This window comes from Actinomadura kijaniata, assembly GCF_014138665.1.
In the GTDB taxonomy this organism is placed as follows: Bacteria; Actinomycetota; Actinomycetes; order Streptosporangiales; family Streptosporangiaceae; genus Spirillospora; species Spirillospora kijaniata.
Map to the genome: position 1 here is coordinate 1 of NZ_JACJIA010000022.1, position 21,314 is coordinate 21,314.

Annotated in this window: 17 protein-coding genes and 1 pseudogene; 16 read left to right on the top strand and 2 right to left on the bottom strand. The window is 74.9% G+C overall.

Going from position 1 to position 21,314, the window contains the following annotated elements:
- The first annotated feature begins 372 nt into the window (after positions 1–372).
- The 8 genes from HNR61_RS44165 to HNR61_RS44200 all read left to right on the top strand — a co-directional run bounded on the left by HNR61_RS44165 (position 373) and on the right by HNR61_RS44200 (position 8,563).
- Positions 373–933 (top strand): hypothetical protein, encoded by a 561-nt coding sequence (locus tag HNR61_RS44165; protein WP_182849129.1) that lies wholly within the window; start codon positions 373–375, stop codon positions 931–933.
- Between the two features lie 280 nt (positions 934–1,213).
- Positions 1,214–1,729, top strand: a complete 516-nt coding sequence (locus tag HNR61_RS44170; protein WP_312898391.1) for an FHA domain-containing protein — start codon at positions 1,214–1,216, stop codon at positions 1,727–1,729.
- Between the two features lie 134 nt (positions 1,730–1,863).
- Positions 1,864–3,078 carry an ROK family transcriptional regulator gene (locus tag HNR61_RS44175; protein ID WP_312898392.1) on the top strand — a complete coding sequence of 405 codons (1,215 nt, stop codon included), beginning with the start codon at positions 1,864–1,866 and terminating at the stop codon, positions 3,076–3,078.
- A gap of 47 nt (positions 3,079–3,125) precedes the next feature.
- Entirely contained in the window at positions 3,126–4,457 is a 1,332-nt protein-coding gene (locus HNR61_RS44180; protein WP_182849131.1) for an ABC transporter substrate-binding protein, read from the top strand.
- A gap of 11 nt (positions 4,458–4,468) precedes the next feature.
- Positions 4,469–5,425: a carbohydrate ABC transporter permease gene (locus HNR61_RS44185; protein WP_312898393.1), complete on the top strand. Its 957-nt coding sequence runs from the start codon at positions 4,469–4,471 to the stop codon at positions 5,423–5,425.
- Positions 5,425–6,306, top strand: a complete 882-nt coding sequence (locus tag HNR61_RS44190) for a carbohydrate ABC transporter permease (protein WP_182849132.1) — start codon at positions 5,425–5,427, stop codon at positions 6,304–6,306. Before HNR61_RS44185 ends, HNR61_RS44190 begins: the two co-directional genes overlap by 1 nt.
- A complete protein-coding gene (locus HNR61_RS44195; RefSeq protein ID WP_182849133.1) occupies positions 6,303–7,547 on the top strand; it encodes a family 4 glycosyl hydrolase in 1,245 nt (414 codons plus the stop codon). The genes HNR61_RS44190 and HNR61_RS44195 overlap by 4 nt, the downstream gene beginning before the upstream one ends.
- A complete protein-coding gene (locus HNR61_RS44200; RefSeq protein ID WP_312898394.1) occupies positions 7,544–8,563 on the top strand; it encodes an N-acetylglucosamine kinase in 1,020 nt (339 codons plus the stop codon). The genes HNR61_RS44195 and HNR61_RS44200 overlap by 4 nt, the downstream gene beginning before the upstream one ends.
- On the opposite strand, the gene HNR61_RS44205 is transcribed toward HNR61_RS44200, so the two are convergent.
- Positions 8,524–9,333 (bottom strand): Lrp/AsnC ligand binding domain-containing protein, encoded by an 810-nt coding sequence (locus HNR61_RS44205; RefSeq protein ID WP_220510536.1) that lies wholly within the window; start codon positions 9,331–9,333, stop codon positions 8,524–8,526. The genes HNR61_RS44200 and HNR61_RS44205 overlap by 40 nt on opposite strands.
- Positions 9,228–9,533: an AsnC family transcriptional regulator gene (locus tag HNR61_RS50625; protein WP_220510537.1), complete on the bottom strand. Its 306-nt coding sequence runs from the start codon at positions 9,531–9,533 to the stop codon at positions 9,228–9,230. Before HNR61_RS50625 ends, HNR61_RS44205 begins: the two co-directional genes overlap by 106 nt.
- A 313-nt stretch (positions 9,534–9,846) precedes the next feature.
- Between HNR61_RS50625 and HNR61_RS44210 the strand changes: the two genes are divergently transcribed.
- The 8 genes and pseudogenes from HNR61_RS44210 (at position 9,847) to HNR61_RS44250 (ending at position 21,305) form a co-directional block, all read left to right on the top strand.
- Positions 9,847–11,235 (top strand): ABC transporter substrate-binding protein, encoded by a 1,389-nt coding sequence (locus HNR61_RS44210; protein WP_182849135.1) that lies wholly within the window; start codon positions 9,847–9,849, stop codon positions 11,233–11,235.
- Positions 11,235–12,215 (top strand): ABC transporter permease, encoded by a 981-nt coding sequence (locus tag HNR61_RS44215; RefSeq protein WP_182849136.1) that lies wholly within the window; start codon positions 11,235–11,237, stop codon positions 12,213–12,215. The genes HNR61_RS44210 and HNR61_RS44215 overlap by 1 nt, the downstream gene beginning before the upstream one ends.
- Entirely contained in the window at positions 12,212–14,068 is a 1,857-nt protein-coding gene (locus tag HNR61_RS44220) for a dipeptide/oligopeptide/nickel ABC transporter permease/ATP-binding protein (protein WP_182849137.1), read from the top strand. The genes HNR61_RS44215 and HNR61_RS44220 overlap by 4 nt, the downstream gene beginning before the upstream one ends.
- Positions 14,065–15,353 (top strand): annotated as a pseudogene (locus HNR61_RS50630) (amidohydrolase family protein). Before HNR61_RS44220 ends, HNR61_RS50630 begins: the two are co-directional and overlap by 4 nt.
- Before the next feature lie 138 nt (positions 15,354–15,491).
- Positions 15,492–17,324 carry a protein kinase domain-containing protein gene (locus HNR61_RS44235; protein WP_182849138.1) on the top strand — a complete coding sequence of 611 codons (1,833 nt, stop codon included), beginning with the start codon at positions 15,492–15,494 and terminating at the stop codon, positions 17,322–17,324.
- Between the two features lie 53 nt (positions 17,325–17,377).
- Positions 17,378–18,439, top strand: a complete 1,062-nt coding sequence (locus HNR61_RS44240) for a PLP-dependent cysteine synthase family protein (protein WP_182849139.1) — start codon at positions 17,378–17,380, stop codon at positions 18,437–18,439.
- Between the two features lie 129 nt (positions 18,440–18,568).
- Positions 18,569–20,236: a glycosyltransferase gene (locus HNR61_RS44245; protein WP_182849140.1), complete on the top strand. Its 1,668-nt coding sequence runs from the start codon at positions 18,569–18,571 to the stop codon at positions 20,234–20,236.
- 13 nt (positions 20,237–20,249) lie between these two features.
- Complete coding sequence (locus HNR61_RS44250) at positions 20,250–21,305, top strand: phosphotransferase family protein (protein WP_182849141.1); 1,056 nt, start codon at positions 20,250–20,252, stop codon at positions 21,303–21,305.
- Positions 21,306–21,314 lie beyond the last annotated feature (9 nt).

Here is a 21,314-nt window from a genome sequence, read left to right on the forward strand (position 1 = left end):
TCGGTGAGCTCATGACGACGCACCATGGCCACCATCACAACCCGGCCCACTGATCAACCTCAGCCAAACACCAAGATCTGCCGGACACGACCTAGTGCCTGTTTCAAAGTGGACCTCAGCCGCGCACGCGAGCGCGTCACCTGATCTGCGGGCCCGACGCCGAAGGCGAGGGCCCGCGGGTCAGGTCGCGAAGCGATGCCGCGCTCGCCAAGACCTGGTAAGGCGCGAGCCCCCGGGCGAGCGCCGTAGGCCAGGGCTTTGAAACACAGTGCCACGGGGCCATCGGGATGGTGCCCGGGAGTCTGTCGGGGCGGCTTCCGGGATCGACATAGTGGGTGATCGACTCACCGTCGTTCTCCAGGGGGAGCCCGCATGAAGAACGTCCAGCGTCTGATCGCCTGCGGTGCGGTGGCCGTCGCCTCGGCCGGGATCGCCGCGCCCGCCGCCCACGCGGCCACGGTGGCCCCGGCGGCGCAGGCGGCGCAGGCGGCTCCGGCCGACGCCTGCGCCGGCACCAGGGGGTTCCACGTGATCCCGGTGCCGAAGTCCAGGGACCCGAGGGTCAAGCTGAAGCTGCACATCGTTCCCCAGAGCCATCCCGACGACGGGGAGCGCTACGCGGCGTTCCGCGTCCTGTACTGCGCCAACAAGGTCGACATCAAGCACCTGACCAAGGGCGAGCCCTCCGCCGTGGTCCTGACGTTCACGATCACCAACGGCCGGAAGACCCTCAGGCAGACCTGCAAGAGGGGCCAGTACTTCTGGCGCGCCAGCACCAGCCCGAGGCCCTGGTACAACAGCTGCCACATCGACATCGGCAAGGACAGGAGCAAGTGGCGGGGCACCGCCTCGCTCAGCTACGACGTCGCCACCGACAAGGCCAAGCCCTTCACGTTCAAGACCAAGGCCAACCCGCTCAAGTTCACGGGCTGAGACCCGAGCGCGCCGGAAAGCCGTTCGCGGGGCGTCGATCGAGGTCGATGCCCCGCGAACGCGGGCGACCGTCAGTCATCTGACAGGATCGCTCTGTAAGCAGATGCGCGGGTGCCCGCGCCGTGGTTCATGATCGTTGGCGTGGAAGATGCCGAACTTTTCGGCGGTGGCGCGCATCTGATCAAATAGTCTGGAGCGGGAGGAGCCCGTTCGGGGTTTTCTGGACAGCACAACGGAGAATCTGGATACTCGCAGCATGGACGGTCGGCCTTCATATCCGGTGAGAGCGTCCGATATGGAGCGCGACCGGGTGTTGCGCGTCCTCAGCGACCGGGTCGCCGAGGGCCGGATGTCGCACGAGACCTTCGAACGCCGGGTCGACCAGGTGCTCCGCGCCCAGAGCCAGGCCGAGCTCGCCGACATCGTCCACGACCTGCCGCCCACCAACCGCGTGGTGAACCGCCTCACCGGGATCATCGCGTCGGTGTCGCAGGTCACCGCGCGCATCGAGGCCGCCTGGCGGGCGCCGCGGCTGCCGCGCTTCACGCTGCCGCCCGAGGGATTGTCGCGGATCGTGGTCGGGCGGGCGCCCGGCTGCCAGTTCATCCTGACGGACCTGACGGTCTCCCGCTTCCACGCCGAGATCTACCGGGACGGCGAGGGCTGGATGATCTCCGATCTGGGGTCGATGAACGGCACCCGCGTCAACGGCTGGCGGCTGACCGGCCCGGCCCGGGTGCGCCCCGGCGACGAGGTCGGCTTCGGCAACTCCAGCTTCATCGTCGCCGCCCCCTGATCCCCCACCTCTGACGGGCCGAAACGCCACCCGCCTGGCCGGTCCCGGACACGCGCGCGCCGTTGACCCGTTCGTTAAGGGTCCTTACTTTCAATCCAAAGTTAGGAAGGTTTCCTAACTTTGGAGGGAGTCGCGTGCCGACCACCGCCGGCGCCCCGGGCACCCCGGGCCTGATGCGCGCCATCAACGACCGCGCCGCCCTGGAGGCGCTGCTGACGCGGGGGCCGCTCACCCGGCCGCAGATCGCCGAGCTGGTCGGGGTGTCCAAGCCGACCGCCTCGCAGATGCTGGCGCGGCTGGAGGAGGCGGGCCTGGTGGCCCGCGACGGGCTGCGCGAGGGCCTGCCCGGCCGCACCGCCGGGCTGTACCGGCTGAACGCGGCCGCCGCGCACGTGGTGGGCGCCGACGTCACCCCGGCGCGGATCCGCGTCAGCGTCGCCGACCTGGCCGGGACGGTGGTGGGCGAGCACACCCTGCCCACGCCGGGCCGGTCGGCGCACGACGTGGTCGGGCGGGTCGGCGCGGCCCTCGACGGCGCCGCCGCGGCGGCCGGGCTGGACCGCGCCCGGCTGGACCGGCTGGTCGTGGGGATCCAGGGGGCCGTCGACCCCCGGACCGGCAAGCTGGGCTACGCCGCGCACATCCCCGGCTGGCACGTGCCGGACCTGGAACGGACCCTCACCGGCGGCCTCGGCCTGCCGGTGGCGGTGGAGAACGACGTGAACCTGTCGGCGCTGGCCGAGTCCGCCGACGGCCGGGCCGCGGGCGTCGCCGACTTCGTGCTGCTGTGGATCGCCGACGGGGTCGGCATGGCCGTGGTGCTCAACGGCGTCCCGCACCGGGGCGCGACCGGGGGCGCGGGCGAGATCGGCTATATGCCCGCCGTCGGCGCGCCGCTGATGCGCGGGATCCGCCGGACCCACACCGGGGGCGTGCACAGCCGCGTCGGGGGCGCGGCGGTGCTGCGGCTGATGCGCGAGCACGGGTTCCGGGGCCGCGCGGCCGCCACCGCCCTGGCCCGCGCCGTCGCCGCCCTCGACGGTCCGCCCGGCACCGGCCACGGCGAACGCGCCGAGGCCGCGCTGGCGGAGCTGGCGACCCGGATCGGCGCGACGCTCGCCACCGTCGTCGCCGTCGTCGACCCGGCGCTGGTGGTGCTGACCGGCGAGGTGCTGCGCGCCGGGGGCGAGGCGCTGCGTTCCCGCGTCGAGCACCACCTGCACGACCTGTCCATCCCCCGGCCGCCGGTGCGGCTCAGCGCCGTCGGCGGCAACCCCGTCCTGGCGGGCGCGTTGCAGCAGGCCCTCCGGGAGACCCGCGTGGCGGTGTTCTCCCGCACCGCTCCCTGATCCCCGGCGGCCCCTCCGGCCGTCCCCACCCCCGAAGGAGAACCGGAGTGCGCACCACACGACCCGGCCGGGCAGCGGCGGTCCTCGCCGCGACCGTCCTCGGCCTCACCGCAGCCGCCTGCACGGCGGGCCGTTCCGAGCCCGGCGCGGGCGGCCCCGCCCTCGGGGACCAGCAGACGATCCAGGTCTGGCACGGCTGGAGCGCCGACCACGAGGTGAAGGGCTTCGAGCAGGCCGTCGACGGCTTCCGCAGGAAGCACCCCAACATCACCGTGAAGGTGACCGGCAACCAGACCGACGACCAGATCACCAACGCCATCCGCGGCGGCGGCCCGCCCGACGTGGTCGCCTCCTTCACCACCGACAACCTCGGCCAGTTCTGCTCCAGCGGCGCCTGGCAGGACCTCACCCCGCTGCTGGGCCGCGACGGGATCGACCTGAACGTGTTCCCCAAGGCCGTGCGCGAGTACACCCAGTACAAGGGCAAACGGTGCGCGATGCCGCTGCTGGCCGACGCTTACGGCCTGTACTACAACAAGAGGCTCATGAAGGGCCACCAGCCGCCCAGGACGATGACCGAGCTGGCGGACCTGGCCAAGAGGCTCACCGTCCGGAACCCCGACGGCACCATCAAGGTCGCCGGGTTCATGCCGTCGGTGCAGTACTACGAGCACACCCCGCAGCACGTGGCCACCCAGTTCGGGGTGAGGTGGCTCGGCGACGACGGCAAGGCCGTCTTCGCCAAGGACCCGGCGTGGAAGGCGTACCTGAAGTGGTCCAAGGACCTGCTCGACTGGTACGGCTACGACAACGCGAAGAGGTTCATGCGGTCGATGGGCCAGGAGTTCGAGGCGTCCAACCCCTTCCAGAAGGAGAAGGTCGCCATGGCCATCGACGGCGAGTGGCGCACCAAGTTCATCGAGAAGGAGGCGCCCGGCCTGGACTACGGCACCGCGCCCGCGCCGGTGTCGGACGACCGCGCCGCCCAGTACGGTAGCGGCTTCGTCCTCGGCACCATCATGGGCGTCCCGCGCGGGGCCAGGCACTCGGCGGCGGCCTGGGCGTTCGTGAAGTACCTGACCACCGACACGCAGGCGCTGGTCACCCTCGCCAACGCCCTGGGCAACGTCCCCAGCACCCTGCCCGCGCTGTCGTCGCCGGACCTGAGGCTGCCCGCGCAGTTCGGCACGTTCCTCAACGTGTTCCGGCACCCGGGCACCACCACCAGCCCGTCCACCCCCAACGGCGGCGACTACCTGGTCAAGCTCCAGCAGTTCGTCCAGGAGCAGTGGGAGCCCGGCAAGGTGAAGGACCTGGACGAGGCGCTGCGGGACCTGGACGCCAAGGTGGACGAGTCCCTGCGCCTGGCGGGCGGCTGACGGTGGCCACGGTGACGGCGTCCACGGCGCCGGCCGGGCGCGCGCCCCGGCTCACCGCGCGGAGCCGCCGCAGGCTGTCGGTGCTGGCGTTCCTGGCGCCGTGGCTGGTCGGCTTCGCGATGTTCTTCGCCTACCCGCTGCTGGCCACGGTGTACTTCTCCTTCACCCGCTACGACCTGTTCACGCTGGAGTACACCGGGCTGACCAACTACCGGTTCCTGCTGGGCGACGAGGACGCCTGGCGCGCGATGGGCAACACGCTGTGGCTGGTGGCGGTGATGGTGCCGCTGCGGGTGCTGTTCGGGCTCGGCGCGGCGCAACTGCTGGTGCACGTCAAACGCGGCGGCTCCCTGCTGCGGTCGGTGTTCTACCTGCCGTACCTGGTGCCGCCGGTCGCGGCGACGGTGGCGTTCGTGTTCGTGTTCAACCCCGGCACCGGCCCGCTGCACACCCTCACCGAGGCGGTGGGGCTGCCCTGGCCCGACTGGTTCAACGACCCGTCGTGGAGCAAGCCGGGCCTGACGCTGCTGGGGCTGTGGGCGGTCGGTGACGTGATGGTGATCCTGCTGGCGGCGCTGCTGGACGTGCCCCGCCCGCTGTACGAGGCCGCCGAGATCGACGGCGCCGGGCCCTGGCAGCGGTTCCGGCACATCACGCTGCCGACGGTCGCGCCGGTGCTGGCGTTCGCGGCGGTCACCGGCGTGATCCAGACGCTCCAGTACTTCACCCAGGCGATGGTCGCGGGCAAGGTCGCGGCCGGGCAGAGCGACCAGCCGGGGACGCAGACCGCGCCCGGCTATCCGGACGGGTCGACGCTGACGTTCCCGCAGTGGCTCTACGACGAGGGGTTCCGGCAGTTCAACATGGGATACGCGTGCGTGCTGGCGCTGGTGCTGTTCGCGGTGGCGATGCTGTTCACGATGGTGCTGCTGCGGCAGTTCCACGCCTTCGCCGACGGGGAGGCGTGATGGCCTCGGTGCTCACCCCGGCGCGGGCCCCGGCGGCCCCGGCGCGGCGGCGGCCGGACGGTGCCCGCGGGCGGCGGACGCTGCTGTGGATCGCCACGCACTCGATCGCCATCGCGCTGGCGCTGATGTTCGCGGCCCCGCTGGTGTTCATGTTCCTGACGGCGGTGATGTCGGACGAGCAGACCCTCAGCGGCGACCTGTGGCCGACCGACTGGCGGTGGGGCAACTTCGCCGAGGTGATGACGGGCGACATGGCGCGGTGGCTGGGCAACAGCCTGCTGTACGCCGGGCTCGGCACGGTGTTCATGCTGGTGTCGAGCGTTCCGGCGGCCTACGCGCTGGCGCGGTTCCGGTTCCGGGGCAGGAAGCCGGCGTTCGTCCTGGTCATCACCATGATGATGCTGCCGCCGCAGATCACGGTGGTGCCGCTGTACATCGTGTGGGCGCGGCTGGAGCTGACCGGGACGCTGTGGCCGCTGATCCTGCCGCTGCTGTTCGGCGACGCGTTCTCCATCTTCCTGCTGCGGCAGTTCCTGGTGACGATCCCCAAGGACTACGCCGACGCGGCGCGGGTGGACGGCTGCGGCGAGTTCGCCACCATGGTCCGGGTGGTGCTGCCGATGGCGCGGCCCGCGATCGCGGCGGTGGCGCTGTTCCAGTTCTTCTACTGCTGGAACGACTACTACGGGCCGCTGGTGTACGCCAAGCCCGAGGCGTGGCCGCTGGCGGTCGGCATCGCCACCTTCCGCGCGGCGCACAACGTGGAGTGGAACCTGACGATGGCGGCGACGCTGCTGACCGTGCTGCCGGTGATCGTCGTGTTCTTCCTGGCGCAGCGGGTGTTCATCCAAGGGATCACGTTGACGGGAGTGAAGGGTTGAGACTGGCGGTCGTCGGGGGCGGTTCGACCTACACCCCGGAACTGGTGGAGGGGCTGGCGCGCCTTCCCCTCAGCGAGCTGGTGCTGATCGATCCGGACGCCGGGCGGCTGGCGGCGGTCGGCGGCCTGGCCGCGCGGATGCTGGCGCGGGCCGGGCACCCGGCCCGGGTGCTTCGCACCTCCGACCTGGACGCCGGGGTCGCGGGCGCGGCGGCGGTGCTGGTGCAGCTGCGGGTCGGCGGGCAGGCGGCCCGGCACCGCGACGAGACGCTGCCGCTGGCGTGCGGCTGCGTCGGGCAGGAGACGACGGGCGCGGGCGGGCTCGCCAAGGCGCTGCGGACCGTCCCGGTCGTGCTGGACGTCGCCGAACGCGTCGCCCGGCACGCCCCGGACGCCTGGATCGTCGACTTCACCAACCCGGTCGGGATCGTCACCCGCGCCCTGCTGGACGCCGGGCACCGCGCGGTCGGGCTGTGCAACGTCGCGATCGGCGTGCAGCGCCGCGCCGCCGCGCTGCTGGGCGCCGCGCCCGGGCGGGTACGGCTCGGGCACGCCGGGCTCAACCACCTCACCTGGGTGCGTTCGGTGCGGCTCGACGGGGCCGAGGTGCTGCCCCGGCTGCTGGACGAGCACCTGGACGAGATCTCCGCCGCGGCGGGGCTGCCGGGGGCGTTCGTGCGGCGGCTCGGCGCGATCCCCTCCTACTACCTGCGCTACTACTACGACCACGACCGGGTGGTCGCCGAGCAGCGCGGCGCGCCGACCCGCGCCGAGCGGGTCGCGGCGCTGGAACGGGACCTGCTGGCCTCCTACACCGATCCGGCGCTGGACACCAAGCCCGAGCGGCTGTCGGAGCGCGGCGGCGCGTTCTACTCCGAGGCGGCCGTCCAGCTCGTCGGCTCGCTGCTGGGCGACCGGGGCGACGTCCAGGTCGTCAACGTCCGCAACGGCGGCGCGCTGCCGTTCCTGGACGCCGGCGACGTCGTCGAGGTCCCCGCGCGGATCACCGCCTCCGGGCCGGTCCCGCTGCCGGTGCCGCCGCTGGAGCCGCTGTACGCGGGCCTGGTCGCGCACGTGACCGCCTACGAACGGCTCGCGCTCGACGCCGCCCTGCGCGGCGGCGTGGACCGGGTCGCGGCGGCGCTGCTGGCGCATCCCCTGGTCGGGCAGCGCGAACCGGCCGAACGGCTGGCCCGCGACCTGGTCGCCGCCGACCGCGAGCACCTGCCGTGGGCCCGGTGACCGGGTCGATGGCCGGGCCGGTGGCGGGGCGGGTGCTGGTCGCCGTCGATGGCGGCAACAGCAAGTGCGACGCGGCGGTGGTCGGGTTCGACGGGACGGTGCTGGCGACCGGCCGCGGCCCGGGGTTCCGGCCCCAGTCCGACGGCCCGGACGTCGCCGTCGGGGTGCTGCTGGCGCTGGTGGCGCGGGTGCTGGACCGGGCGGGCGCGTCCGCCGCCGACGTCGCCCACCTGACCGCCTACCTGGCCAACGTGGACCTTCCCGACCAGGAGGCCCGGCTGGAGAAGACGCTGCTGGACCGGGGCGTGGCCGCCGGGGTCACCGTCGGCAACGACACCTTCGCGCTGCTGCGCGGCGGCGCGGCGGCCGGGTGGGGCGTGGCGGTGGTGTGCGGGGCCGGGATCAACTGCCTGGGCGTCGCGCCCGACGGGCGGGTCGCGCGGTTCCCCGCGCTGGGCCCGTTCACCGGGGACTGGGGCGGCGGCGCCGAGCTCGGCCGCGCCGCGCTGTGGCACGCGGTGCGCGCCGAGGACGGCCGGGGCCCGCGCACCGCGCTGGCGGCGGCGCTGGCCGCGCACTTCGGCGTGGAACGCGCCACCGACGCCGGGCTCGGCCTGTACCTCGGCGACATCGACCCGGCGCGGCTGCTGGAGGTCGCGCCGCTGCTGCTCGACGCCGCCGAGACCGGCGACGCGGTCGCGCTCGGGGTCGTCGACCGGCTCGCCGAGGAGGTCTGCCTGCTGGGGACGGTCGCGCTGCGCCGCCTGGACCTGCTGGACGGCCCCGCCGAGGTCGTGCTCGGCGGCGGGATCCTGGCCGCGCGCCGCCCGGTGCTGATGACGCGGGTGGCGGAGCGGTACCGGCGGGCCGCGCCGCGCGCCCGGCTGGTCGTCCCCGAGGCGCCGCCGCTGCTGGGCGCGGTCCTGGCGGCGCTGGACCAGGTGTCGGCCCCGGAGTCCGCCCACGCCGCCGCGCGTCAGGGGTTCGGCGGGCCCCACAGGTCCATCGGGACGTAGGCGACGCTGCGGCCGTCGGCGTCCAGCAGGCGGCCCACGCGTTTGACCCACTGGAGGGTCACCGACCGGTCCACCACCCGGGCCTCGGGGTAACGGGCGACCACGCGCGTCTCGAACTCGGCCATCTCCGCCAGGCTGTGCACCCAGACGTTGGCGACCAGGTTGGCCTCCCCGACGACCGAGCACACCAGGCGCGTCTCGCGCATGGTCGCCACGCTGTCGGCCACCGGCTCCAGGCGCGGCGGCGGCACCGCCAGCCACAGCGCGCCGGTGACCCGCCAGCCCGCCAGCCGGTGCGCGACCTCGCAGCGCGGCACGATCCGGCCGCTGCCGAGCATCTGCGTCAGCAGCCGCCGGACGCGGGTCTCGGACATGCCGGTCCGCGCGGCCGGCAGGGTGTGGGAGCGGCGGCCGTCGGGCGCCAGCGCGATCTCGTCGGGCCGCAGCCGCCCCGACTCCCGGTCGCCGTCGCCGTCGCCGTCGCCGTCGCCGGGACGCTCCAGGCCGCGGCGCTGGTCCTGGCTGAGGGAGTCCAGCCGCCACCGGCTGGCCTCGCGGTGCAGCCGGTGGGCCAGGTGGGTGCGGGTGGACAGCACCCCCTCGGCGGTGCCCACGCGGCCCAGGACGTACTCCGCGAGCTGGTCCAGGTCGGCGCCGGTGACGGTCAGCAGCAGGTCCCGGCCGCCGGTGGTGCGCTCGACGCTGATCGCCTGGGCGTCGCCCGCCAGCGCGGCGGCGACGCGTTCGTGGGCGCCGGGCGCGCAGCCCACCTCGACCAGCGCGAACGCCCCGTAGTCGAGCTGGGAGGCCCCGCGACGCAGGTGACCCAGGCCGCGCCGGACTCGGTCAGCCTGGACCAGCGGCGCGACAGGGTCGCCGCGTCCACTCCGAGCGGGCCGGACAACCGGCTCCACGGGGCGCGCGGGTCCAGCTGGAGAGCGTTGACGAGGGCCAGGTCGAGCTCATCCATGCGACGGTTTCCTGCAATTCGATGGGCGTTCTCGACGAGTTCGTGCAATTTAGCAGAACGCGGGCGCCGGTCCGGATCCTGTTCTGCATCGCCTCCCACCTGGCGTAACCCCGTCCCAGACGCCTCCTTCCCGGGAGTAGCCCATGCTCCGATCCCGTTCCGCCGTCCCCGCCGCGCTCGCGGCCGCGACGGCGCTCCTCGCCGCCTCCTGCACCACGGCGTCCGACCCGGGCGGTCCCCCGGAGGCGGGGAGGGCGCGTTCCGGATCGCCCTCACCTCCGACGCCAACACCTTCGACCCGGCCAAGGGCACCGTGTCCTCCGACTACACCCTGGCGCGCCTGCAGTACGCCACGCTGGTGAACCGCGACGACGGCAACAAGATCATCTCGGGGCTGGCCGAGCGGTGGGAGGCCACCCCCACCGGCGCGACCTTCACGCTGCGCCCGGGACTGACCTGCTCGGACGGCCGCCCTCTGAACGCCGCCGACGTCGCTGCGGCGCTGCGGCGCTTCGCCGACCCCGCGAACGGCGGGGCGGGCGTGGCGATGGCGTTCGGCCCCGGCGCGTCGCCCGCCTTCACCGCCGACGACCGGGCGCGCACGGTCACCGTCAAGCTGGACCGCCCCTGGTCGGACCTGCTGGTCGGGCTGTCGCTGCCCAACTCCGGGATCGTGTGCGCGCCCGGCCTGAAGGATCCCGGGGCGCTCGCCCAGGGTCCGGTGCCCGGCGCGGGCAGCGGCGGCTACACCCTGACCTCCGCCCGGCGCGGCCAGGGCTACACCTTCAAGCTGCGCGACGGCTTCACCGCCTTCGCCGACTACGCCCAGAAACCCCAGGGCACACGGCCCAAGACCCTGGAAGTGTCGCTGGTGCCCAACGAGAGCACGCTGGCCAACCAGCTCAGCACCGGGGCGCTGGAGTACGGCGCGTTCACCGGCCCCGACGCCGCCCGCTTCCGCGGCGGCGGCTACACCGTGAAGGTCGCCCCGCTGCTGCGGATGTTCGTGGTGTTCAACCAGCGCCCCGGCCGCCCCGGCGCCGACGCCGCGACCCGCAGGGCCGTCGCGCAGGCCCTCGACCCGGCCGCGTTCAACAAGGTCTACGGCGGACGCGGCGAGGTCATGCGGAGCTGGAGCGACAGCACCAGCCCCTGCGCCAGCACCGACGCCGCACCGGTGCCCGCGACCGACGTCGCCGCCGCCCGCAAGGCGCTGGACGGCGCCACCCTCAAGATCACCGGCACCAACGCCGTCGCGGGCGGCGCGGGCAACGCCTACGTGCAGGAGGCGCTGCGCGCCGCGGGCGCCAGGGCGACGCTGCGCAACGTCGACAACGCCACCTGGGCCACCGAGGTGCTGGGCGCCGGGGGCGACTGGGACCTCACCGTCATGGCGCACCTGAACTTCCCCGGCACGCTGACCGCCGGGGCGCTGATGCTGACCGGCGAGGCCCCGCCGAAGGGCCGCAACTTCGGCGCCGTCCGGAACGCGGACTTCACCGCCGCGCTCGGCCGGGTCGCGGCCGCCGCCGACCGGGACGCGCAGTGCGCCGCCTGGGCCAGGGCGCAGAAGGCCCTGCTGGAGAGCGCCGACGTGGTGCCGCTGTCGACCGTCCCGGTGGCGTTCGTCCTCGGCAGGCGGGCCGACGGCGTCGTGGTCAACGGCGCGCCGGACCCGGACAACTTCCGGGTCAAGGGCTGATGACCGGCCCGCGACGCGGTCGCTCCGCGCATCCCTGGACGCGGTTCCTGCTGCGCAGGCTGGGCGGCCTGGCCGCCGCGCCGGCGACGCTGGTGGTGGTGACGTTCCTGATGGTGCAGCTCATCCCGGGCGACCCGGCCCGGGCGCTGGCCGGGGAGACCGCCACCGGCGCGCAGGTGGAACAGCTCCGGCGCGAACTGGGGCTGGACCGGTCCCTGCCCGCGCAGTTCGGCTCCTACGTCGCCGGGCTGGCCCGGGGGGACCTGGGGACGTCGTTCCAGACCCGCGAGCCGGTCGCCCAGGTGATCGGGTCGCGGCTGCCGTTCACCGCCGAACTGGCGCTGCTGGCGATCGTGGTGGTGCTGGCGGTGGCGATCCCGCTGGGCATGGCGGCGGCGATCGCGACCCGCGGCGGGCGGCGCGCCCGGCTGGACACCGCCTTCACCTTCGTCACCGGGCTGGTCGGCGCGACGCCCGAGTACGTGCTCGGCACGCTGCTGGTGCTGGTCTTCGCGATCACGCTGGGGCTGCTGCCCGCCGCCGGGGCGGCCTCGCTGTCGGCGCTGGTGCTGCCGGTCACGGCGATCGCGCTGCCCGCCGCCTGCGTGCTGGCGCGGATCGTGCGCCGCGAGACCGCCGTGGTGCTCGTCCAGGACTACCTGCGCACCGCCCGCGGCCACCGGCTGCCGCCGCTGCGGCTGTACGCCCGGCACGCGCTGCCCAACCTGCTCACCGGCACCCTCACCATGGGCGGCCTGACGCTGGCCGGGCTGCTGGGCGGCACCGTGATCGTGGAGAGCGTGTTCAACTGGCCGGGCCTTGGCGGCCGCGTCGTCCAGGCGATCCTCAACCGCGACTATCCGGTCATCCAGGGCACGGTGCTGCTGCTGGGCCTGCTCGCCACGCTGCTGAACGTGCTCGTCGACGTGCTGCTGGGCCTGCTGGACCCGCGCACCCTCACCGGGAGGAGCGCCCCGTGATCCGCTGGTCCAGAGGGCTCGTGGCCGGGGTCACCGGCCTCGCCCTGATCGTGCTGCCGGGGATCGTCGCGCCGTGGATCTGGGGCGACGACGCCACCCGCCTCACCGGCGCCGCCCGCCAGGGCGTGTCGGGCGGCCACTGGCTGGGCACCGACGCGCTGGGCCGCGACGTGCTCGCCCGCACCCTGGTGGCCACCCGCCTCACCCTGGTGATGGCGGCCGCCGCCACCCTCGTCGCGGGCGTCCTCGGCATCGCGCTGGGCACCGCGGTGTGGGTGGCCGGGCGCCGCGTCCGGGAGGTGGGGCTGCGCCTCATCGACGTGCTGGTGTCCTACCCGGCGGTGATCCTGGCGCTGGTGGTCACCGCGATCCTGGGCGCCGGGCGGGTCGCCGCCGTGGTCGGCATCGGCGTGGCGTGGACGCCCGCGTTCGCCCGGCTGACGGCCAACCTGGCCGCCTCGGCCGCGGGCCGCGACTTCGTGGCCACCGCCCGGCTGCTGGGCGTGCCCTCCCCCCGGCTGCTGACCCGGCACCTGCTGCCCAACATCGCCGAACCGCTGATGGTGCTGCTGTCGGTGGCGTTCGCCGGGACCCTGACGGCGCTGTCGGGGCTGTCGTTCATCGGGCTGGGCGTGCAGCCCCCGACCTACGACTGGGGCGCGCTGCTCAACACCGGGCTGGAGGCGCTCTACACCAATCCCGCCGAGGCCCTGGGCCCGGCCGCCGCCGTCACGCTGACCGGGGTGCTCGCCGGGTTCGTCGGCGACGGCCTGGCCGCCGGGGCCGATCCGCGCCGCGCCGCGAAGGCGCGACGCGGGGCCGTCCCGCCGCCGGTGGCGAACGCGGGCACCGGCGCCGACCGGGCCGCCGTGCCCGACGACGCGCTGCTGGTGGTGGACGGCCTGCGGGTCGGCCTGCCCGACGGCACCGACCTGGTGGCGGGCGTGTCGTTCCACATCCGTCCCGGCGAGATCGTCGGGGTGGTCGGCGAGTCGGGGTCGGGCAAGAGCCTGACCGCGATGGCGGTGGCGCGGCTGCTGCCCGACGGGCTCGCCGCGCGGGCGGACCGGCTGCGGCTGGACGACCTGGACCTGCTCGGCGCCGCCGCGCCCGCCCGGCTGGCCACCGAGATCGGCGTCGTCTACCAGGACCCCGCCGCCTCGTTCAACCCGGCGCTGCGCGTCGGCGGCCAGCTCACCGAGGCGCTGCGGCACCACCGCGGGGTCGGCCGCGCCGAGGCGCGCCGCCGCGCCGCCGCCGCGCTGGAGTCGGTGCGCGTCACCCGCCCGGCGGCGCGGCTGCGCCAGCACCCGCACGAGCTGTCGGGCGGGATGCGGCAGCGCGCGATGATCGCCTCGGCGCTGCTGACCGGGCCCCGGCTGCTGGTGGCCGACGAGCCCACCACCGCGCTGGACGTCACCGTGCAGGCCGAGGTGCTGGACCTGCTGCGGGAGATCAACCGGCGGGACGGCACCGCCATGCTGTTCATCTCCCACGACATGGGCGTGGTCGCCGCGCTGTACCACCGGGTGCTGGTGATGTACGGCGGGCGGATCGTGGAGGAGCTGCCGGTGGCCGACCTCCGCGAGGGTCGCGCCCGCCACCCCTACACCCGGGCGCTGCTGGCCGCGACCCCGCGGCTGGACGCCCCCGAGGGCGAGCCCCTGTCCACCGTCCCCGGCCGTCCGCCCGCCCCGGCGGCGCGGCCCGCCGGATGCCCGTTCGCGGGGCGGTGCGCCGAGGAACTGCCGCACTGCGCCGAACAGGCCCCGCCGGTGGTGCCGTTCGGCCCCGCGCACCGGGCCGCCTGCCACGCCCTGACCGCCGTCCCGCACCGGGGAGGAGACCGATGACGCTGGCCGCCGAGAACGTCACCGTCGCGTTCGGGCACGGACGGCGCGCCGTCACCGTGCTCGACGACGTCAGCCTGACCGTCCCGGCGGGCACCTCGCTGGGCCTGGTCGGCGAGTCCGGGTCCGGCAAGTCCACCCTCGCCAAGGCGATGGTGGGGCTGGTGCGCCCCCGCGCGGGCCGGGTCCTGCTGGACGGCGAGGAGGTGTCGGGGCTGCGCGGCGCCCGCCTCACCGCCGTGCGCCGCCGCGTCCAGATGGTCTCCCAGGACCCCTACTCCTCCCTCAACCCCCGCATGACCGTCGGGCGCGCGCTGGCCGAGGCGCTGGACCCGCGCCGCGCCGACGTCCGCGCGCACGCCGCCGCCGTCGCCCGCGGGCTGGAGGCCGTCGCGCTGGACGCCGACGCCGCGCGGCTGCGGCTGTACGAGGTGGCCGGCCCCGCGCTGCGCAGCGAGGTCGCCCCCGGCGACGGCGACGACCTGGTCCGGCAGGTCGGCGTGAAGATCTGGGCCGACGGGTCGCCCTGGACCGGCAACCTGGCCGCCTCGTTCCCCTACCTCGACACCCCCGCCACCCGCATGCTCGGCGTGCCCCCCGGGCACCGCGACCGTCCCAACCACACCGACGCCGAGCTGCTGGGGCTGTCGCTGGCCTACTACACGGCGGGCTGGCAGCTGGCCTGCCACGCCAACGGCGACCAGGCCGCCGAACAGGTCCTGGCCGTGTGGTCGGAGCTGCTGGCGCGCCACCCCGCGCCGCCCGGCCCGCCGCGGCTGCGCATGGAGCACGTCAGCGCGATGCGGCCCGGGCAGTTCGCCCGCGCGCACGCGCTGGGGATCACCTGCAGCCTGTTCCCCGACCACCTCCACTACTGGGGCGAGGTCATCGCCGACGACCTGTTCGGCCCCGCCGTCGCCGAGCGGTGGGCCCCGGTCGGGACGGCGCTGGCCACGGGGATGCGGGTGTCGCTGCACAACGACTCCCCCGTCACCCCGTCGATCCCCTGCACAACATCGGCGTCGCCGCCACGCGGATGTCGCGCGCGGGCCGCCGGTTCGGGGCCGGCCAGCGCATCGGCGTCGCCCAGGCGCTGCGTGCCCAGACCCTCGACGCCGCCTGGCAGCTCCACGCCGACGACGTCGTCGGCTCGCTGACGCCGGGCAAGTACGCCGACCTGACCGTGGTGTCGGGCGACCCGCTGGACACCGCGCCCGAGGACGTCGGCGGGCTGGAGGTGGTGGCGACGTTCGTGGCGGGCCGCCGGGTCCACGGCGACCCGCCGTAGGCGCCGCCCGCCACCGTTCCGTTTCCGGGGCGGCGGCGCCGGCCGCCGATGCGAAACCGAGATCACCGGACGCCAACCTCTGTCACGATCGAGGCGTCTGTCCCTACCGTAGGAACCACTCGGTGATGAGGTGACGACGTGGCGGAATGGCGGGTCGAGGGGTTCGTCGAACGGCGGGAGCTGGGACGCGGCGCCCAGGGCCGGGTCGTGCTGGCCCAGCACGAGCGGGCCGGGACGCCCGTGGCGATCAAGTATCTGCTGGGCGCCGACCCGGGGGCGCTGGCGGCGCTGCGCGCCGAGGCGCGCATGCTCGGCAGCCTCACCAGCCCGTACGTCGCGCGGCTGTACCGGTTCGTGGAGAGCGAGCGGGGCGCGGCGATCGTCATGGAGGCCGTGGACGGGGTGTCGTTGAAGACCGTGCTGGGCGAGCACGGCGCGCTGGCGCCCGAGGCGGCGCTGACGGTGCTCAAGGGCTCGCTGCTGGGGCTGGCCGCCGCGCACGCGGTCGGGGTGGTGCACCGCGACTACAAGCCCGCCAACGTCGTGGTCCGCGCCGACGGCCTCAGCAAGCTCGTCGACTTCGGGGTGGCGGTGCTGGCCGGGCAGGGCTCGGCCTCCGGCACCCCCGCCTACATGGCCCCCGAGCAGTGGCGCGGCGGACGGGCCGCGCCCGCCACCGACGTGTACGCCGCGACCTGCGTGTTCTACGAGTGCGTGACCGGGCGCCGGCCGTTCGCCGCCGCCACCGGCCGGGCCGCGCTGATGAACCAGCACCTGTCGGCCGACCCCGACCTGGCCGACGTCCCCGCCCCGCTGCACGACCTGGTGCGGCGCGGCATGGCCAAGGACCCGGCGGCGCGCCCGGCGGGCGCCGAGGCGTTCGCCGCCGAGCTGGAGGCCGCCGCGACCGCCGCCTACGGCGGCGGGTGGGAGCACACCGGGGTGCGGGCGCTGGCCGCCGCCGCGGCGGCGCTGGCGGCGCTGTTCCCGCTGGCCGCCCTCGGCCTCGGCGGCGGCGCGGCGGCCGGTGCGGCCGGGGGCGCGGCGGGCGGTGCGGCGAGTGGCGTGGGCGCGACCGGGACGGGCACCGCCGCCGGGGCCACGGCGGGCAAGGGCGTGCTGGCCACCGCCACCGGCAAGGCCGCGCTCGCCGCCGCCGGAACGGCCGTCGTCGCGTCCGGCGCGTTCGTCGCGGTCCAGGCGACCGGCGACGACCGGCCGACGCGTCCGGCCGCCACCGCCGCGCCCACCGCCGTGGTGCGGGTCGCGTCCCAGTCCCAGACCCAGACGGTCGCGTCCCTCCCGATCCAGCTCGACAACGCGCAGTACGTCACGGTCAGCGGCCTGCGCGACACCGCGCTCCAGCAGCGCGTCAACGCCGCCCTGCGCGCGCCCGTCGACCGCGCGCTGCGGATCGGCCGCCAGTTCGCCTCCGACCCCGCGGCCCGCCGGGCGTGCGCGGGCAAGCCGGAGAAGGTCCGCACCACCGTCGAGACCGGGCTGAGCGGCCCCCGCCTGCTGTCGGCGCGCTACGACCTGTTCTCCGACTGGTGCCAGTCGGCCGACGGGCAGCCGCCCGGCGAGGTCGTCACGCTCGACCTCACCACCGGCAAGCGCCTCACCGCCACCGACGTGTTCCGGGCCGAGACCCTCACCAAGGCGGGACTGGCGCGCCTGAAGCGCCTGGTCCCGGAGCGCGACCCCCAACCGGGCGACATGTCCTGGCACGAGCGGTGCCTGAGAGACGAGGGGTTCACCCGCGCCCACCTGTCCCCCACCGTCGTGCCCGGCAACACGTCCGTGTCCGGTGACAGCCCGCCGAGCCTCAGCGCGTTCCTCACCCCCACCAGGTTCGAGCTGGCGTGGTTCACCTCCGGCAGCGACGGGTGCCACCGAGGCCGGTTCGCCGCCCCCTACGGCAAGGTCCGCGAGCTGCTCAAACCCGAGTTCGCGGCATTGCTGCCCGGCTGACCTCCACCGGTCCCGGTCCTGACAAAAGCGGCGTGTTCTGGTTGCATGCCGCCATGGCCGACCACGAACACGCGGCGCGCTGGGCGGCGGAGGCGATCCGCCGCCTGGACGCCGAACGCGAGCACGCCCCGCCGACGCCGCTGGTCCGCTTCCCCCTGCCGGGCGACTGGGACGTCACGCTCTGGTTCAAGGACGAGTCGGCGCACCCGACCGGCAACCTCAAGCACCGGGCGGCGCGCGCGTTGTTCCGGCACTCCGTCGCCTCCGGCCGCGTCACCGAGGGCACGTCCGTGGTGGAGGCGACCGGCGGCGGCGCCGCGCTGTCCCAGGCGTACTTCGCGCGGATGCTCGGCCTGCCCTACACCGCCGTGATGCCCGGCGCGCCCGACCCCGCCCGCGCCGCGCCCGTCAAGGAGCTGGGCGGCGACTGCTGCTTCGTCACCCCGCCCCTGGCCGTCTACGAGGAGGCGCGGCGGCTGGCCGACGACACCGGCGCCTGCTACCTGGACCAGTTCACCTGGGCCGAACGGACGCTGGACTGGCGCGGCGACGACCTGGCCGGGGAGCTGTTCGGGCAGCTCGCGGGCCCGCCCGCCTGGCTGGTCGTCGGCGCGGGCACCGGCGCGACCTCCGCCTCCCTCGGACGGCACATCCGCTCCCACGGGCTGCCCACGCGGCTGGCGGTCGTCGACCCGGAGAACTCCGCGTACTTCCCCGGTTGGGTGACGGGCGCGCACGACTACGCGACCGGCATGCCGTCGCGCATCGAGGGCATCGGGCGGCCCCGCATGGAGCCGGGCTTCCTGCCGTCGCTGGTCGACCTGATGGTGACCGTCCCCGACGCCGCCAGCGTCGCCGCCGCCCGCGCGTTCCGGGCCGCCACCGGATGCCCGGTCGGCGGCTCCACCGGCACCAACCTGTGGGGCGCGCTGCACCTGGTCGCGGCGATGCGGGAACGCGGCGAGCGCGGAACGGTCGTCTCGCTGGTCTGCGACGCGGGCGACCGCCCCCTGCGCACCGTGCACAGCGACGGGTGGGCGCGGGACAAGGACCTCGACCCCGCGCCGTTCGCCGAACGGATCGACCGCTTCCTCGACGGCGGCCCCTGGGAGTGACCGGCCCGAGACGCCGCCCGGGACGGGAACCCCACGCGCCCCGGTGACGTCCCAGCCAACGAGCCGGACCACGGACCCGCCGCCCGACGCGGGGCCGCGCCCGGGTCCCGTACTCCAGGAGGGGTCGCGATGGTGGCAGCCGAGGAAGCCCTCTCCCCCGGCCACCATCGTGCCGGGGGGCCGCGACGCGCCGACCCGGCGCGCCGGAGGGTCGAGGAGCTGTGCCGTGTCGACCTGGTGCGGCGGGGCGTCGGCGTCGCCGTGCTGGCGGCGTCGCTGGGGTACCTCGGCTGGGCCGTGGCGGACGTGCCCGACGCGCCCTGGCTGTTCGTGCCGTTCCTGCTGGCCAACGCCTTCCTCGTCGCGCTGCTGGGCATCACGGTCGTCAACAACTGGCAGCGCCGCCCGCCGGACGTGCCCGAGCCCGCCCCCTACGCCGCCCCGCACGTCGCGGTCCTGGTGCCCACCTTCAACGAGCCGCCCGCCATGCTGCGCCGCACCCTGGAGAGCGTCCTGGACCAGCGGTGGCCGCACGACCGCCTCGTCGTCGTGGTCGGCGACGACGGGCACCGGCCCGCGATCCGCGCGATGGTGGAGGACCTGGCCCGCCGCCACCCGGCGGCCGTCGTCCGCTACCACCTGCCGCCGCGCAAGGGAGCCCCCGACCGGCGCGGCTCCGCCAAGGACGGCAACCTCAACTCCATGCTCGCCCTCGTCGAGCGCGAGCACCCCGCCGCGGAGTTCGTCGAGACGCGCGACGCCGACGACCTGGTGGGCGACCCGGAGTTCCTGCACCTGACGGTCGGGCGGCTCGCGCACCGGCCGGACGTGGCGTTCGTGCAGACGGTCAAGGACGCCACGGTCAGCCCGGGCGACCCGTTCGGCAACCGGCGGCGCTTCTTCTACCGGGGCATCATGCTGTCGCGGGACCGCGCGGGCTCGGTGTTCCCGTGCGGCAGCGGCCTGGTGTGGCGGCGCTCGGCCCTGGAGCGCATCGGCGGCTTCCCCACCTGGAACCTGGTGGAGGACCTGTACTCGGGCTACGTCGCCCTCCAGCACGGGATGCGCGGCGAGTACCTGCCGGTCGCCGGGGCCGTCGGGCAGATCGCGCCCGAGGACGTCCCGAACGTCTACAAGCAGCTCGGCACCTGGGCGCTGGACACGCTGCGGATCTTCTTCTGGCGGTCGCCGGTCCGCGCGCCCGGCCTGACCGCGCGGCAACGCCTCCAGTTCCTGGAGATGGGCCTGTTCTACCTGTCGAGCCTCCCGTCGCTGGTGCTGATGCTCACCCCGGCGCTGTGCCTGCTCTCGGGCGTGCGGATGTTCCAGTCGGACGCGGTCGCGCACTTCACCTACTCGATGCTGTACGTCGCGCTCATCGGGCTGCACACGTTCGTGCTGGGCAACGGGGTGTCCTGGCAGGACGTGTTCCGGGCCAAGCAGATCTGGGTGGGGCTGACGTTCGTCTACGTCAACGCCTGCGTGCAGGCCCTCCGCTACGGCCCGCACCGCAAACCCGTCTACCGCGTGACCCGCAAGGAGCACCGCGCGGGGATCTACCTGCGGCAGGTCGCGCCGCAGATCGCCCTGCTCCTGCTGCTGGGGACGGCGCTGGCCGTCCACCTGGCCCGGCAGTACGGCCGGGGGACGCTCGACGGCCTCGACCTGGGCTCGATCTTCTGGGTGCTGAACTACGGCGTCCTGCTGCTGTCCTTCATCCGGCTCAGCTGGTTCGGCGTCCACCGCCCCGAACGCCCGGCGGCGGACCCGGTGCGCGTGGGCGTTCAGGAGACCTGAGAGGCGACACGGCATGCTCCCCACCACGGACCACCTCGGCCCCCTCACCGAAGCCCAGGTCCAGCGGGCCCTGGACCGCTTCGGCCTGGGACGCCTGGTCTCCGCCGAGAAGGCCCCGCACGGCGGCTTCGGCCAGAACCTGTTCCTCACCACGGAGCGAGGCGGCTACGTCCTGCGCGGCAGGCCGCACTACCGGGGCCAGTTCGAGGCCGAACGCTTCTACGCCGAGGCCCTGCGGCGGCACACGCGCGTGCCCGTCCCCTGGCCGTACCTGGTGGACGAACGCGCCGACGTCTTCGGCTGGCCGTACGTGCTCATGCCCCGGCTGGAGGGTCTCCACCTGTCCGACGGGGACACCCGCTCCGCGCTGGACCCCGCCCAGCGCGCCGACGTGGCGCGGGCCCTCGGCGAGACCCTGGCCGAGATGCACACCCTCACGCGGGACCGCCCCGGCCGCTACCACCCCGTCGTGCGGCAGGTCGTCCCCCTGGAGGCGCCGGACGCCTCGGTCTGGGCGCTCCCCGACCCCGCCCCCGGACCGGACGCGGGGGGACCCTACGCCTCCTGGGTGACGTCCCGGACGCTGGCCAGGCTCAGGACCGCGCGCCGCCACCGGCCCTCCGCGACGACCCCCGACGACCTGGCCTGGGCCGGGGACCTGCTGTCCCGGAGCGCCCCGGCGCTGTCCCGGCCGTTCCGGCCCTGCCTGGTCATGGAGGACTTCAAGGAGGGCAACCTGGTGGTCGTCCACCGGGACGGGCGCTGGCGGGTCAACGGCGTCTTCGACCTGGCCCAGTCCTACTTCGGCGACGGCGAGACCGACGTCGCCCGGACGCTGTGCGCCTACCTGGACGAGCATCCGCCGACGGCGGCCGCGTTCCTGGACGCCCACCGCGCCGCGGCCCCGCCCCGTCCGGGCTTCGCCGAACGGGCCGGGGCCTACCTGCTGCTGGACCGGGCCCTGCTGTGGGAGTTCTTCCAGCGCCGGGCCCTGCGCTGGTGGCCGGAGACCTGGACCTTCCGCGACTGGGCCGGCCGCTACCTGTCGCTCATGGACGAGGTCCTCTGAACCGGCGGC

What these genes read in the sequence shown, in the direction of transcription:
- HNR61_RS50625 (WP_220510537.1), bottom strand. Translation starts at nt 9,533, where the DNA reads ATGGATGAGCTCGACCTGGCCCTCGTCAACGCTCTCCAGCTGGACCCG.
- HNR61_RS44250 (WP_182849141.1), top strand. Translation starts at nt 20,250, where the DNA reads ATGCTCCCCACCACGGACCACCTCGGCCCCCTCACCGAAGCCCAGGTC.
- HNR61_RS44240 (WP_182849139.1), top strand. Translation starts at nt 17,378, where the DNA reads ATGGCCGACCACGAACACGCGGCGCGCTGGGCGGCGGAGGCGATCCGC.
- HNR61_RS44165 (WP_182849129.1), top strand. Translation starts at nt 373, where the DNA reads ATGAAGAACGTCCAGCGTCTGATCGCCTGCGGTGCGGTGGCCGTCGCC.
- HNR61_RS44215 (WP_182849136.1), top strand. Translation starts at nt 11,235, where the DNA reads ATGACCGGCCCGCGACGCGGTCGCTCCGCGCATCCCTGGACGCGGTTC.
- HNR61_RS44190 (WP_182849132.1), top strand. Translation starts at nt 5,425, where the DNA reads ATGGCCTCGGTGCTCACCCCGGCGCGGGCCCCGGCGGCCCCGGCGCGG.
- HNR61_RS44245 (WP_182849140.1), top strand. Translation starts at nt 18,569, where the DNA reads ATGGTGGCAGCCGAGGAAGCCCTCTCCCCCGGCCACCATCGTGCCGGG.